Source organism: Ensifer sp. M14 (genome assembly GCF_003355565.1).
In the GTDB taxonomy this organism is placed as follows: Bacteria; Pseudomonadota; Alphaproteobacteria; order Rhizobiales; family Rhizobiaceae; genus Ensifer.
Map to the genome: position 1 here is coordinate 1 of NZ_QJNR01000036.1, position 13,670 is coordinate 13,670.

At 60.4% G+C, this 13,670-nt stretch carries 14 protein-coding genes; 9 read left to right on the forward strand and 5 right to left on the reverse strand.

Annotated features, from left to right (window positions below; translation table 11 throughout):
* Positions 1-625: hypothetical protein (locus BLJAPNOD_RS34985; protein WP_206750057.1), on the forward strand; the 625-nt coding region annotated here is incomplete at its 5' end.
* Between the two features lie 619 nt (positions 626-1,244).
* Here BLJAPNOD_RS34985 and arsA read toward each other — a convergent pair.
* The 5 genes from arsA to BLJAPNOD_RS35005 form a co-directional block, all read right to left on the reverse strand.
* Positions 1,245-3,011 (reverse strand): arsenical pump-driving ATPase, encoded by a 1,767-nt coding sequence (gene arsA, locus BLJAPNOD_RS34990; RefSeq protein WP_115423202.1) that lies wholly within the window; start codon positions 3,009-3,011, stop codon positions 1,245-1,247.
* 281 nt (positions 3,012-3,292) lie between these two features.
* A complete protein-coding gene (locus tag BLJAPNOD_RS34995) occupies positions 3,293-4,657 on the reverse strand; it encodes a heavy metal translocating P-type ATPase (protein ID WP_343215848.1) in 1,365 nt (454 codons plus the stop codon).
* The gene (locus BLJAPNOD_RS36510) at positions 4,588-5,124 is read right to left on the reverse strand and encodes a hypothetical protein (RefSeq protein ID WP_343215849.1); all 537 of its coding nucleotides are present in this window, start codon (positions 5,122-5,124) and stop codon (positions 4,588-4,590) included. Before BLJAPNOD_RS36510 ends, BLJAPNOD_RS34995 begins: the two co-directional genes overlap by 70 nt.
* 146 nt (positions 5,125-5,270) lie before the next feature.
* Positions 5,271-6,641 carry an ATP-binding protein gene (locus BLJAPNOD_RS35000; protein ID WP_115423203.1) on the reverse strand — a complete coding sequence of 457 codons (1,371 nt, stop codon included), beginning with the start codon at positions 6,639-6,641 and terminating at the stop codon, positions 5,271-5,273.
* Positions 6,638-7,297, reverse strand: a complete 660-nt coding sequence (locus tag BLJAPNOD_RS35005) for a response regulator transcription factor (RefSeq protein WP_077506025.1) — start codon at positions 7,295-7,297, stop codon at positions 6,638-6,640. Before BLJAPNOD_RS35005 ends, BLJAPNOD_RS35000 begins: the two co-directional genes overlap by 4 nt.
* Before the next feature lie 130 nt (positions 7,298-7,427).
* Between BLJAPNOD_RS35005 and BLJAPNOD_RS35010 the strand changes: the two genes are divergently transcribed.
* From BLJAPNOD_RS35010 to BLJAPNOD_RS35045, 8 genes are all read left to right on the forward strand, one after another.
* Entirely contained in the window at positions 7,428-7,706 is a 279-nt protein-coding gene (locus BLJAPNOD_RS35010; protein WP_077506050.1) for a PepSY domain-containing protein, read from the forward strand.
* 62 nt (positions 7,707-7,768) lie between these two features.
* Complete coding sequence (locus BLJAPNOD_RS35015) at positions 7,769-8,068, forward strand: hypothetical protein (RefSeq protein ID WP_077506027.1); 300 nt, start codon at positions 7,769-7,771, stop codon at positions 8,066-8,068.
* 27 nt (positions 8,069-8,095) lie between these two features.
* Positions 8,096-8,566, forward strand: a complete 471-nt coding sequence (locus BLJAPNOD_RS35020) for a DUF2271 domain-containing protein (RefSeq protein WP_115423204.1) — start codon at positions 8,096-8,098, stop codon at positions 8,564-8,566.
* 18 nt (positions 8,567-8,584) lie between these two features.
* Positions 8,585-10,783, forward strand: a complete 2,199-nt coding sequence (locus BLJAPNOD_RS35025; protein WP_115423205.1) for a PepSY domain-containing protein — start codon at positions 8,585-8,587, stop codon at positions 10,781-10,783.
* Positions 10,764-11,705 carry an FAD:protein FMN transferase gene (locus BLJAPNOD_RS35030; protein WP_115423206.1) on the forward strand — a complete coding sequence of 314 codons (942 nt, stop codon included), beginning with the start codon at positions 10,764-10,766 and terminating at the stop codon, positions 11,703-11,705. The genes BLJAPNOD_RS35025 and BLJAPNOD_RS35030 overlap by 20 nt, the downstream gene beginning before the upstream one ends.
* Before the next feature lie 77 nt (positions 11,706-11,782).
* The gene (locus tag BLJAPNOD_RS35035) at positions 11,783-12,478 is read left to right on the forward strand and encodes a VIT family protein (RefSeq protein WP_077506035.1); all 696 of its coding nucleotides are present in this window, start codon (positions 11,783-11,785) and stop codon (positions 12,476-12,478) included.
* Positions 12,479-12,763: 285 nt separating this feature from the next.
* Entirely contained in the window at positions 12,764-13,018 is a 255-nt protein-coding gene (locus tag BLJAPNOD_RS35040) for a type II toxin-antitoxin system HicA family toxin (RefSeq protein WP_115423207.1), read from the forward strand.
* A complete protein-coding gene (locus tag BLJAPNOD_RS35045) occupies positions 13,015-13,371 on the forward strand; it encodes a type II toxin-antitoxin system HicB family antitoxin (protein WP_115423208.1) in 357 nt (118 codons plus the stop codon). Before BLJAPNOD_RS35040 ends, BLJAPNOD_RS35045 begins: the two co-directional genes overlap by 4 nt.
* Positions 13,372-13,670 lie beyond the last annotated feature (299 nt).

Genomic DNA, 13,670 nt, shown 5'->3' on the forward strand with positions numbered 1-13,670 from the left:
TGTCACAGTCTTCGTCGCTGCAGGTTTGGCTAACTTTGCTCTTGATGTGAACCCCCTCAAGATGCCGCGATTTCCCGGAGCGCTGACGTGCTTCGCGCATGCGCTGAAGGTCGCTTTCGCGCTCTTCCTCGCTATGTCGATGAAAGAAAGCGGCAAAGACTACTGGGCCTCGATCCTCGGCGATTTCGCGCTCGGACTGGCGATCGGTCAGGCCTTCAATCTCTACCAGCCTCTCGAAACCAAATCGAAGATCGCCAACTGGCATCAGGGGAAACTCAACAAATTCGGTGATGGTTTCTTCGCCGCATGTGCGGCAGCCGTTGCCACCTGGATCCTGAGTTCCGTTTTTTGGAACGAGAACGTCAATCTCGTCATAACATTTCTCTTGGCGACCGGACTCCTTATGGGAAAAGTTGGTTTTGCGATGCTGGAACTGCGTGAATACGGAGTGACCGTCTACCTGCATGGCATGAAGTCGCTTGCGTGGCGGCTCGCTCTCAGCCTGGTTGGCTTGACCTGCCTCGGCGCCCTGTTTGCGAATATTCTGCCACAGTTTTCCTACGATCTCAGCATCGGTGAAAAGGTGCTTGCCTTTTTCATTGGCGCCCTTCTGGCTTTTCTGTGAACGTGGAATAACGCAGTGTTCTGGTAGGAGCGTAATCGTTGCCCTGCCGCCGGCCAGTTGTCATTGCCCTCCACGTTCTTAGTTCCGCGTACTTACGGCGCGACCGACCCTCTTTAAATCAAATCGTTCAATATGCCGGATTTTAAGCATATTGACTAAGGCAAGGAACAGGCGAACCTCAAAGCAACGACATTCCAAGGAGGATGTCAGCACGCACCGGCAGTCCTATCTCGCGTTCACACAACCGCAAATTGGCTCTGTAAAGTAATGAAAAAACTATCGCCTTGAAGGGATTCGAACTAACGGCCCAGCTATTCTGGGCCCCTATATCCGGCTTCCTTGGTAGGCTAAGCCGTTGGCTTTCGCAACGGTCAGTATGGGGCCGGGAGGGACTGTCCGACGATGGGGTGCCGAAGGATGAGCGCTGACAGATGAGCGCTGACATCCAAACATTGAGCGATGTGGTCCCAGGTCGGCCAACTGCGGACATATTAATTTTGTTTTTTGGGTAGGCAAAGCCTCAGCGCGCAAGGGCTTCCGGCCCGCCGCGGGAAGGGATGTAACGAGAGCCGCCATCGCTTCGACGCGGCTTCCCAATTCGAGTTTGGCGTTCGTCGTCTCACTCCCGGCCGGAGAGTCGTTTCAAAGCGTCGATGCCAACCGGAGGAACGGCTTGGAACGGAAGAATATAGGCTCGTTTCGCCAGTTTGCGTGTGATCCGGTCGATCTGCACCCGTTCTCCCGCAAGGCGCGACTGCAAAAGCGGATCATGCGTGCCACTCGCCGCCATGGTCCTGTTGACCACCCAACCGTATGGCTCAATCTTTGCTCGGCGCAGATCTTCCTGCAGCATCGCCGCTTCGGAGACCGGCGTCTTTTCAGGAAGGGAAACGAGGATGACGCGCGTGTATTCCGGGTCCTGAAGGCGCATCAGTGGCGTGACTATCCGGCCAGGGCCGACCGCCTCCATCTGGCGCGTCATCTGACGATGATAGGCGCCCGTCGCATCCAGCAATAGAAGCGTGTGTCCTGTTGGAGCAGTGTCGATGACCACAAAGGCGTCGCGGGCTTCTGCCACGATCCGTGAGAAGGCGTGGAAGACAGCGACTTCCTCCGTGCAGGGAGATTCAAGGTCTTCCCGGAGAAGCGCCTTACCTTCCTCGTCGAGATCGCGTCCGCGTGAGGACATGACTTTCTCGATGTAGCGTTTGGTTTCGGCAGCCGGATCAATCCTGTCAACCGTCAGACCGCTCATACTTCCCTCGACGATCAATGACAGGTGAGCTGCCGGATCAGTGGTCGTTAAATGCACGGCATGGCCGCGTTCGACCAGGCCGATCGCAAGGGCCGCAGCTACCGTCGTCTTTCCGACGCCGCCCTTTCCCATCACTACCACCAGGCCTTTGCGGCCACCGGCGATCTCGTCAATCAATTTCGCAAGCGACGGCAGGGTGGTCTGGACGGTTGCCACCGGTTCCTGGATCATCGACGCATGCGACTGAGGTGCGAACAAGGCCCTCAGTGCATCAAGACCCACCATATCGAAGGGAAGCATCGGAAGCTCGTCGCTCGGCAGCTGGGACAGTTCAACCGGCATCGTTGAGAGCGCGGCATCCTGTGATCGCTCAATCCCGACTGCAATCGGATCGTCGCGCTTAGTCGCACGAAACCGCCCGTTGATCGCGAGCAGTTGGTTCTTCAGCCCGAGGGCCGCCAGTTCGCCCGACGTGCGTGAAGCCTCGCGAAGAGCACTCAAGTCCGGACGGGCGACCAGGACGATCCGGGTGCGCTTCTCATCTCCCAGGCATGCAAGCGCCTTCTGGAACCGCGCCTCCTGCATCTTCAGGCCCGAGTGCGGACCCAGGCACGATGCGCCCCGATCATTTCCCTCGAGAAAACCCGTCCATGCCTTTGGAAGACTGAGAAGCCGTAATGTGTGACCCGTGGGTGCGGTGTCGAAAATGATATGGTCGAACGTCGACATGTCGTCTGCAAGGAGTCCGACGAAGGCGTCGAACGCCGCAATCTCAGTCGTACATGCTCCGGAAAGCTGTTCCCGAACCGTGTTCCGTTCGCTCTCGGAAGCGTTGGCTGCCATCTGTGCCAATACACGTTCGCGATAGTCTTCGGCGGCCGCTTCCGGATTGATGTTCATGGCGTAGAGGCCGGGCACGGATGGTACTGGGGTTGGGATATCCCGGAGCGGCGTCGCAAGCATTTCGTCCAGATTGGAGGCGGGGTCAGTGCTGACCAGCAGCACCTGCTTTCCGCCGTCGCAGAGCGTGATCGCGCTCGCACAGCTTAGGGACGTCTTGCCGACCCCGCCCTTGCCGGTGAAGAATAGGTAGCGCGTCGGGTTGGTAAACATCTGCTGCGTCTCGGCCATGACGATCTCACTTTTAGATAGGCCTAGATTATCGAGGCCGAACCGTCCTTGATCGACCTCAATCAGTATGAATGAGGCGCAGCTTTTTTTGCGCAGTATTCTCTGCGCCACGGAATGCGAGCGCGTCCGCAACAAACATGACCGCTCGGAGTGGCGAAGATACCAATACTCCGAAGGAGTCGCGCATACCGGGCGCGGATGGCGGCCGCTTGACGTGGCCGGTTCGCCGGTACCGGCACCAGGTCACCATTCGCTATCGCCAAAGCCTTGAATACCAATTGTCATCGAAGCGCTCTCAAGGCGTTCAGAATAACCGCAACGTCGATCACTTCCTGCGTCAACGCCCCCTGAACCGGCGGCAGATAGCCAAAGCTGGCAAATGCCATGGCATATAGCGAAAGTCCAAGGCCAACCACGACGCTTTGGACGGCGATAGACCGGCTGCGGCGCGCAACGGCCATAGCCTTCACCAGCGGCGCGAGTTCATCCACCAGCAGAACCACACCGGCCGCTTCCGAGGACGAAGCCGTTCCGTGCGCGCCCATCGCGACGCCGACATCGGCGGCGGCCAGCGCTGGGGCATCGTTGACGCCGTCCCCCACCATCATGACCGGGCCGTTGACGATCTCGCTGCGCACAGCGGCAACCTTGGCGTCCGGCGACAGATCGCCCAGCACGAGATCGAACCCGAGTTGCTTGCCCACTTTCGAAGCGATGTCGCTGCGGTCCCCGGATGCGAGCACCAACCGCGGGCCCCCTGCCCGCCGCAATTCGTCCAGCATGGGCTTCGAATCGGCACGGACCTGATCCTGCAGCACGATGATGCCTGCCACCTTGCCATCTATGCCAACCGCCACGGTCATCGCAGCCGGATCAAAATCCTGCAGCAGATCATCATCCGCCCGAACATTGCCGCTCTTACCAGCAACGAACCCATTCCCGCCAACAACGATCTGACGACCATCCACAAGTCCCTCGATACCAGTTCCGGGTGTTTCCACCACCGCAACCGGGACGGATAGGAGCAGCCCACCTGCCTGTGCGGCCTTGATCAGGGCCGTTGCAACGACATGGCCCGATGCCAGGTCGAGACTGGCTGCGGCTTTGAGGATATCCGCCTCTGCAAAGCCAGCGCGCGCCCTGATCTCGGTGATGACCGCCTGCCCGTGCGTGACAGTTCCGGTCTTGTCGAGGATCACGGTCCGCACCCGCGACAGCGCCTCCAGCACACCACCGCCCTTGACCAGACCCCCCATGCGGGCCGAGCGCGACATTCCCGAGATCAGCGCGACCGGAACGGCGAGGATAAGCGGACAGGGTGTCGCGACAACAAGCACGGAGAGTACGCGGATCGTGTCCTGCGTGAGAAACCAGGTGATCGCGGCGATCGCGACCGTCAGCGCCAGAAAGCCGATCGCGTAGCGGTCAGCCATGCGCACCATTGGCGCCTTGCCGGATTGAGCGGCCTCGACCAGTCGCACGATGCCCGCATACGTGCTCTCGGCAGCCGGGCGGATTGCAACAAGCTCCAACGCGGCACCGGCAGAGGCCGACCCGCTGAGCGCTTCGCTGCCTTTCAGGATGTTCTGCGGAAGGGATTCGCCCGTGAGAGCCGACAGGTCGAGCACGGCGACAGCACTCGCCACGCCGCCATCGACAGGCAGGACGTCGCCCTGGCGAATGAGAAGCTATCGGCGATCAGCACCTGTTGCAGGGCGTCACCTTCAAACCGCATGGCGGTTTGCGCGACGCGGCCCATCAGCGCCTTCATCTCCCTCTTTGCGCGACCCTGCGCAAAATCCTCGAGAAGCTGCCCGCCCGCATACATCATTGCCACGACATTTGCCGCAAGCGGTTCACCAAACGCCAAGGCTGCGGACATCGAAAGGGCGGCCACAATATCCAGCCCGATATCACCCTTTCGCAGAGAGATGACGATCTGAACAAACAATCCCAGCAGGACAGGTGCGGTCGCTGCGGACCAGACCCAGCCAGCCTCCACTGGCTGGGCAAACCAGTACAGCAAGCCACCGACCACCAACCCCGTCGCGGCAATTCCGATCAATATCCGGGACTGCTGGCGATGGAGGATTTCTCCAATAGGGCGCGTCATTGCGTCTCCTTTTGCCCAAAGGGCAGCGTGACGTCCTCTGGACCTGCCACTGCACCTTACCGCTCTTTGCCACCGGTAGATTTGATCTTGATCCGAACGTCGTCTTCGCGACCGAAGCTTTCCCCAATGTCGCAAGAGCAAGACGCTCAAGCGATCGGCAACTTCACCTGGACCTCGACCCCTTCACGCTTGATTGGCCTCGGGGAGATCACTTCCAAGGTCATACCGGTGCGGTCGGCGATCGCCTTAATGATGGAAAGACCAAGGCCGCTGCCACCGATCTTTGCATCTCCCCGCTCGAAACGCAGCATCAGTCTCTCCATGGTTTCAACCGGCAGGACCGGGCCATCATTGGCGACGCACAGCGATCCATCCGCTTTCAGAACCGCGTCGACCAGACCATCCTGCGCGCCGTGCTTGAGCGCATTCTCGATCAGGTTGCGGAACAGAATGCCAACAGCGTCCAGGTCCAGCTTGGACAGCACTGGATCTTGCGGAAGGGTCAGGACGATCCGCCCCTCTCCGGCGCGGGTGAAATCTTGCGCGATCATCTCCAGGACAGGTCTGAGGTCGGAAGGCTCGTCGCTTTGCAGGCGCCCGCCTTCAGCGCGAGCAAGCTGCATCAGTTTCTCCGACATGCGCATCAGCCGCTTCAGCGTCATCTCGATCTCGGTTGCCCGCTGGCCGGTCTGCTCTTCCTTGGTTTCGGATCGAATACGCTGCGCCTGGGCGATGGCGCCAGCCACGGGCGTGCGCAACTCATGCGCCGCATTGGCAGCAAAGGCACGCTCGGCATTGAACGCTGCCGTCAGCCTGTCCAGCAACTGGTTGATGCCGGCAGAAATCGGGCGAAGCTCGCTCGGCAAACTACTGGCTGGCAAGGGCGACAAGTCCCGTGCGCCACGATGGGCAAGTTCCTCTTTGAGCCCTCGTATCGGACGCAGGGAACGGCGCACCACCAGAAGGATCGCCAGCAAGCTGAGCGGGACAACCACGATCAAGGGCGTTACGAGGCCCAGCAGCATCTGGCGCGACAGCTCCAGTCGACGGTCAAGTGGTTCGGCAACAGCAATCGTCAGGCTCCTGGAGGGGTTCATGTCATAGTAGAGCTGGTGCGTTTCAGTCCTGACAAAACCCTGCCTGACAAAGGGAGGAAAAATCGCGGCATCGGCACCGCGTGATGCGAGCAGGATACGTCCATTGCCATCGCGCACGACAAAAGTGACATCCTCGCCGTATCGCGCCTCGCGGTTGGGGCCGGTCCGATCGTCGTCCTGCTCTCCCTCTTCGTCGTCATCATGCTCGACGGAACCACCGTTGCTGTGGTCTTCCCGTATATCGTGGCGGGCAATGGGCAGGATACGCTGGGCAGTCGCCTTCAACCCGTCGTCGAAGACTTTCTGCATCTCACCGTCGAGACGATGTGCCGTTACTGCTGCTGCGGCCAACCACAGCAGCGTGACCGAAAGCCCGACCGCAATCGCCAGGCGCTTCTGAAGTGAAGTGCCGGTGCTCATGCACGCACCAACCGGTAGCCAAGGCCGCGTTCGGTCTCGATCACATGCGCTCCGAGCTTCTTGCGCAGCCGGCTGACATGCACTTCGATCGCATTGCTGTCGATCTCCGTATCGAAGGAATAGAGCCTTTCCTCAAGCTGCGCCTTGGAAAAGAGTTGCCCGGGACGCTGCAGGAAGGCTTCGAACAGAACCCATTCGCGCGCGGTCAGAATGACCGACTTGCCGCTAAGGGCCACACTTCGCGCAGCAAGATCGATTGTAAGCGGGCCGAGCGTGAGGATGGGATTGGGGTTGCCCGTGTAACGACGAGCCACGGAGCCGATACGCGCTGAAAGTTCGGCGAGATCGAAGGGCTTCACCATGTAGTCGTCAGCACCGGCATTGAGCCCGGCAATCCGGTCGGAAACCTGGTCGAGCGCTGTCAGGATCATCACGGGCGTGACATCGCCACGGCCACGCAGCGCTTTGAGAAAGGGAACGCCCAAGCCGTCAGGCAACATCAGATCCAGGAGGAGCAGATCGTAGGCGGCTGAGGAAAGCGCGTCTCCCGCCCGGTCCAGCCTGACCACCCAATCGACAGAATGGCCATCAGCAGCGATCTGGTCACGGATCGCGGCACCCAGCGCCGTATCGTCTTCGACAAGCAGTACCCGCATTTTTTCCTCCTGGCTCAATCCCGCTGTGCGCCCGCCAGCTTACGGGAAGCTGAAGCAATCTCTCACCCTTTGTAAGGTGCCAGTCAGATTGCGGGACCATTCATTGTTCCAACGAACCGAGGAACAGATGATGAAAACCGTCCTCCTGCCCACAGTTGCTCTAGCCCTCATGGCTGCCACGTCCACTCAGGCAAGGGACGATTGCGACAGTGCGATTGCCACGTGGCAGCCACGCGAAGCCGTGCGCGCCATGGCTGAGGATCGCGGCTGGAGGCTGAAGCGGATCAAGATCGACGATGGCTGTTACGAAGTCTACGGCACTGACAGGCAGGGCCAGCGCTTCGAGGCGAAAATTGATCCCGCCACCCTCGAGATCATCGAAATCGAAAATGAGGACGAAGAGCGCTGATCGCGCCTGCGTCTCACTCCCTAGCGCCTAACCTCTCTCTCAACCTACACAGGAGATTCTTGATGACATACCGCAATCTACTTTTGGCCGCCTGCGCAGGCACTGCCATTCTGGTCGCATTCGGCAGCATGGCGATGCCGTTCGACGCTTTCGAGCGGAATGCAAAATCCGCAATCACCCTGATCGACGACGATGGCGACGACGATGACGGTCAGCGGGAGGCATCGGACGACTGCGGCGGCGACGATGATGATGACGACTGTGGTGCCAACGGCGGCGCCATGCAGCAGCCGCAGAGCGCGACCCCGCCGGCCAACGGCTTGTTTGCGCCAGGTACGAAGCCAACCGTGCAGATGAACTGACCCTGTCCGCCTGCGAAGGAGAATGAAATGAAGTCCCTTCTTGCCATGCTCGCCGTCACCACGGCCCTCACCCTTCCCGGCATTGCCAGCGCCGGCCAGGTGACATTCACCACCACAATGCGTGATTACGGCGGCCCTGGCGCCTACCTCGCCTATTACGTCACCGATGCCAGTGGCAAATATGCAGGCAGCCTTTGGATGGCGGGCGGAAAAGCAAAGTACTACCAGCATCTGAGCGGCTGGACCCGGGCGACGGCCGGAAACACGGCGGAGATCAACGGCATTACCGGCGCCAGTGTCGGTGCCGGGCGGTCGCTGAGCATCACGCTGGATCTCGCCGATACGCTGTTTGATGCCGGTTACCAGTTGCACATTGATTCCGCTGTCGAAGACATGCGCGACGCCCCGAACGAGATTGTCGTGCCGCTGACAGCGGATGGGGTCGGAAAGCCTGTGAGCGGCACCCGTTACATCGCCGACTTCACCTACGCCCGCTGAACAGGAAGGACGCGTGTCATGATCCGGTCACTCCACCGTTGGTTCGGGCTGATTGCCGCTGTGCTTCTGATCACGGTCGCGCTGAGCGGCATGGTCCTATCGATCTTTCCGACAGCCGAGGCACTGACCCGGCCTGCGCCGCAGGCGATCAGCGTTGCGGAACTCGCGGCCCGCGTCCAGTCGGCGGAACCTACGGTGGAGCAGATCAGACGGTCTCCATCGGGTCGCATCACCGCCTACTATTTCGAGGGTGACCAGCCTGCCTCTGCTGTCATCGATCCCGCCACGGGAAAGCCTGCCGGCAGCGCCGACACAACGCCTCTCCAACGCTGGATGACCAATTTCCATCGATCGCTGATGCTGGACGATACAGGGCGCCTGATCACAGCAGGTGGGGCCGCGGCGATGCTTGCGCTATCCATATCCGGTCTCTTCCTGCTGGCACGGCGCGCCGGCGGATGGCGGTTCTTCTTCGCGCCGATGCGCGGCACCGGCAATGGGAAGCTTCACGCCGTCGTCTCACGGCTTGCCCTACCCGGTCTTTTCCTCTCTTCGTTGACGGCACTGTGGATGACCGCGACGACCTTCGGCCTTCTGCCGGAAGGCTCTTCAGCGCCCGTCTTTCCAGCACAGGTGAGCGGACAGACCGGCGTAGTCCCTTCCGCAGTTCCCACACTACAAGCCATCCCCATGGATGAACTGCGTTCCTTGAGCTTCCCGGCGGCTGGCGATGCGACCGATGTCTTCACACTGAAGACGGCTTCCGGCGAAGGCTATCTCGACCAAGGGACAGGCGCGCTTCTCGGCTGGACTGATGCCGGCTGGATCGATAGCGTCTCCCATCTCGTCACAATGCTGCATACCGGCCAAGGCATGGCCTGGCTTGGCCTGCTGCTGGGCTTGTCGGCGCTTGGCGTACCGGTGCTTGGCTGGAGCGGCTTCTCGGTCTGGCTTGCCGGCCGGCGGACGGGCAAGGCCACATCCGTGCCCGCCGGCAACGCAGACACTATTCTCCTCGTCGCCAGCGAGGGCGGAACGACGCGCGGCTTTACAGCCACACTTCAGACCGCACTTTCAGCACAGGGACTTCGAGTGCATGTCGGATCGATGTCGGGATTCGATGCCAGCTTGTGGCCGAAGGCAACGCGGATCATCCTTCTTGCCGCGACCTATGGCGATGGCGCGGCACCCGCTTCGGCAAGTGGTTTTCTCCGCGACTTCAAAGGATCTCCGGCAAAACCCGGCCTGTCACTTGCCGTCCTCGGCTTTGGTGATCGCAGCTTCCCGGCCTTCTGTGGCTTTGCGGCAGAGATCGCGCGGACCGCTGACGAAAAGGGCTGGTCGCAGCTTCTCCCATTTGCCACGGTGGATCGCCAGTCACCCCAGGATTTCGCCCGCTGGGGACGCAATCTTGCGCAGACGCTCGGCCTCGATTTCGAGCTGAACCATCAACCGGTTGCGCAGAAGACCTCGCAATTCGCGCTGATATCGCGCCGCGACTACGGTGCCGACGTGCAGGCGCTGACCACAATCCTGCGCTTTGCCCTGCCAAAAACTTCTCTTTGGCAACGCCTGACGGGTCAAGGGCTGCCGCATTTTGAGGCTGGAGACCTGATCGGCGTAGTGCCACAAGGCTCCGACCTGCCGCGCCTCTACTCACTGGCATCAGGTACCAGGGACGGCTTTATCGAAATCTGCGTGCGCAAGCAGGCAGGCGGCCTCTGTTCCGGCCAACTGACCGCCCTGGAGCCGGGCGACACGATGACCGCCTTCGTCCGACCGAACCCGGCTTTCCGCCCCGTGCGGGGTCGCAAGCCGGTCATCCTCATTGGAGCTGGCACCGGGATCGGCCCATTGGCGGGCTTCGCGCGGGCCAATCAGGCGAAACAGCCCATGCATCTTTACTTCGGCGCCCGTCACCCCGCCAGCGATGCACTCTACGCAGAAGAGCTTTCTGGCTGGAAGGAGGACGGCCGCCTTGCATCGGTTTCGATGGCCTATTCGCGGACCGCGACGCCTGCCTATGTGCAGTATATCGTGCGCAAGGACGCGGCAAGGCTCGGCAAGCTGATCGCCGCCGGTGGGCAGGTTCTCGTCTGCGGTGGACGGGAAATGGCTTCAGGCGTGGCCGCCGCTCTTGCCGAAAGTCTCGCCCTGCAAGGTATGACCCTTGCCACTTTGAAAGCAGAGGGTCGTTATGCCGAAGACGTTTACTGAACTGACCCGTCACGCTCTGAACGGACCAACCATGGGCACGCGCTGGTCGGCACTCTTCCACATGCCGGCTGACGTTGACATCGCACCCGTGCAAACGGCCATGGCGGCCGCCGTCGACGAGGTCGATGGGCAGATGTCGACCTGGAAACCGGGCAGCGATCTCAACCGGCTAAACGCTGCACGTCCGGGCGAGTGGATCACGCTGCCGGATCGGTTGCTCGCTGTTTTGTCCGCCGGACTTGCTATCGGCCACGCCTCGGGTGGCGCTTTCGATATCGGCATGGGCGATGCCGTCACCGCCTGGGGCTTCGGACCAGATGCAGCCGATCAGCAGCGGATCAAGGCCGCCCGCGTCATGGAACGGCTCGCCTCACATGAAGGGCTGGAACTAGACAGTGCCGGAGGACGGGGCCGAAAACATGCTGAACTGCAATTTGATCTGAACGGCATTGCCAAGGGTTATGGTGTCGACCGGCTGACGGAGATGGCGCGCGAGCACGGGATCAGCGCAGGCCTCTTTGCCATAGACGGCGAACTGCGAGCGCTCGGCACCCAGCCAGATGGGCACGCCTGGACCATCGCCATAGAGGAACCCGCTTTCGACACCCGTGCCCCACACTCGATCCTGGAGTTGCGCGATGCGGCCGTCGCCACATCGGGTGACTACCGCCACTGGATAGATGTCGACAACCGGCGCCTGTCGCATACCATGGACCCACGTCTCGGCATGCCGCTCACCCAGTCGCCCGCCTCAGTGACCGTCATCGCGAACGATTGCATGAGCGCCGACGCCTGGGCAACGGCGATGATGGTTCTTGGCAAGGACCGCGGTCTGCCGCTCGCCGAAAAGCTCGGGCTTTCCGTCCTGTTCCTGTACCATGGGTCTGCAGAGGCTGCCGGGTGCGGCCTGTTTGCGCCCTGACATGTCCCGTGACAGCCCCCGCATCATTGTTTTCCACACTCCTCAATCACAGCCAAGCCTCTGAATGGAACCATGCCATGTCCCGTCTGCACACGGAAAATCATCTCGTCTCGCGCATCGGCTGGCTGCGGGCTGCAGTGCTCGGAGCCAATGACGGGATCGTCTCGACGGCAAGCCTGATCGTCGGGGTCGCCTCCGCTTCCGCAGCATCCTCCGATGTCCTTGTGGCGGCCATTGCCGGTATGGTTGCTGGCGCAATGTCGATGGCCGCTGGCGAATATGTCTCCGTCAGTTCACAGGCCGACACCGAGGCGGCCGACATGGCTCGTGAACGCCGAGAACTTGAAACCATGCCGGAAGCTGAGCTGGAGGAACTAACCCAGATTTACGTGACACGCGGTCTTACCCTCGACCTTGCCCTGCAGGTTGCCGAGCAACTGACCGCCGACAATGCGCTTGACGCGCATGCCCGCGATGAACTGGGCATTGTCGAGCATATGACCGCCCGCCCGATCGAGGCGGCACTGACGTCAGCTATGACCTTTGCAATCGGTGCGGCGCTACCCTTGGCACTGGTGTTCGTTTGGCCAAAAGATACGCTTGTCCCTGCGGTCTCGATCGCGTCGCTCCTCTTCCTCGCGCTCCTCGGTGCCATCGGCGCCAAAGCGGGCGGTGCGAACATGCTCAAGGCGACCGCACGTGTAACATTCTGGGGAGCAGCTGCCATGGCACTCACCGCAGGTATTGGTGCCCTTGTGGGGACGACCGTATAGGTGAGCAAAAGGACAGACTGCTAAAGCGATTCAGCTGCCTGCACCGTCTCACGCCTTGAAGAGAATCGAACCCGCCGCCCGTTTTCTTTCCGGGCGTGCGGCTCACAAACAACTATGCCAAAAGTCACGAGCGCACGGATCCTCGCAACGTCACGGGTGCACGGGCATGCAAGGTAGCGATCGGACCCATCGAGCGATTCGCACCTAGTAGGCTCTAGACACGCGGCTCGTATTTGCTGAGAAATAACGCTTGCAGAAATAGCAAGCACCCCTATATTTGCTAGCATGAACAGCAAGCAGAAAAAGACTCTCGTGGCGGTTTTCAAAGATCCGGTCTCGGGAACCATCGAGTGGGCCGCTTTAGAAAACCTGCTTGTCGCTGCCGGCGCGAACGTCATCGAAGGAAACGGCTCTCGCGTTAAGTTTGAAAAGGACGGCATAATCGCGAGCTTCCATCTTCCTCATCCCAACAAGGAGGCAAAGCGTTATCAGGTTCGCGATGCTCGCGAGTTCCTGACGCAAATTGGAGTAGAACCATGAACACCATGACTTACAACGGTTATCACGCTCGCATAGAGTTCGACGCGGAGGATGAACTGTTCTTCGGTAAGATTGCAGGCATTTCTGACGTAGTCGGGTTTCACGGGGACAGCGTTGGTGAGCTGAAGAAGGCATTCCACGAGGCTGTCGACGATTACCTTGAGGCCTGCACGAGCATCGGCAAAGAGCCTCAAAAGCCCTATTCAGGCAAGATGATGTTTCGTGTTGCTCCTGAAGTGCATCGCCGGGCTGCTTTGGCGGCCGAACTTTCGGGAAAAAGCCTCAATCAGTGGGCCGAGGAGGCACTGGAAGAGGCCGCGGCGCACTTCCCTGAAGCTCGTCTTTCAGCGTAGCGCGTCCATTGGGTGCAGGATGGCCGCAGACTCCATTCGGCCATTCTGTTCCCCACAAGGCTGGCATTCCACTCGATACATTATGCGACCCTGAACGCACAAACCCGCTGCGCCCGAGCAGAGCTCCAGTCACTACTTGGCAAGGTAAGCGTCGACCGTAATTGAGCCATTGGTTCTGCGATCCAAAGATCGGCATCGGCGCGGGTTTTTGGTCAGAAACGAGCTGCTAATAATAATTCGGTGGAGCCTCACCTATCTTCCTTAAATGGATCGACGCCGAGTTCTTTGAACAACGCCTC

Coding starts and splice junctions, on each gene's coding strand:
- BLJAPNOD_RS35015 (WP_077506027.1), top strand. CDS start 7,769: ATGACATACCGCAATCTACTTTTGGCCGCCTGCGCAGGCACTGCCATT.
- BLJAPNOD_RS35040 (WP_115423207.1), top strand. CDS start 12,764: ATGAACAGCAAGCAGAAAAAGACTCTCGTGGCGGTTTTCAAAGATCCG.
- BLJAPNOD_RS35045 (WP_115423208.1), top strand. CDS start 13,015: ATGAACACCATGACTTACAACGGTTATCACGCTCGCATAGAGTTCGAC.
- arsA (WP_115423202.1), bottom strand. CDS start 3,011: ATGGCCGAGACGCAGCAGATGTTTACCAACCCGACGCGCTACCTATTC.
- BLJAPNOD_RS36510 (WP_343215849.1), bottom strand. CDS start 5,124: ATGACGCGCCCTATTGGAGAAATCCTCCATCGCCAGCAGTCCCGGATA.
- BLJAPNOD_RS35030 (WP_115423206.1), top strand. CDS start 10,764: ATGCCGAAGACGTTTACTGAACTGACCCGTCACGCTCTGAACGGACCA.
- BLJAPNOD_RS35005 (WP_077506025.1), bottom strand. CDS start 7,297: ATGCGGGTACTGCTTGTCGAAGACGATACGGCGCTGGGTGCCGCGATC.
- BLJAPNOD_RS35025 (WP_115423205.1), top strand. CDS start 8,585: ATGATCCGGTCACTCCACCGTTGGTTCGGGCTGATTGCCGCTGTGCTT.
- BLJAPNOD_RS35000 (WP_115423203.1), bottom strand. CDS start 6,641: ATGAGCACCGGCACTTCACTTCAGAAGCGCCTGGCGATTGCGGTCGGG.
- BLJAPNOD_RS35010 (WP_077506050.1), top strand. CDS start 7,428: ATGAAAACCGTCCTCCTGCCCACAGTTGCTCTAGCCCTCATGGCTGCC.
- BLJAPNOD_RS35035 (WP_077506035.1), top strand. CDS start 11,783: ATGTCCCGTCTGCACACGGAAAATCATCTCGTCTCGCGCATCGGCTGG.
- BLJAPNOD_RS35020 (WP_115423204.1), top strand. CDS start 8,096: ATGAAGTCCCTTCTTGCCATGCTCGCCGTCACCACGGCCCTCACCCTT.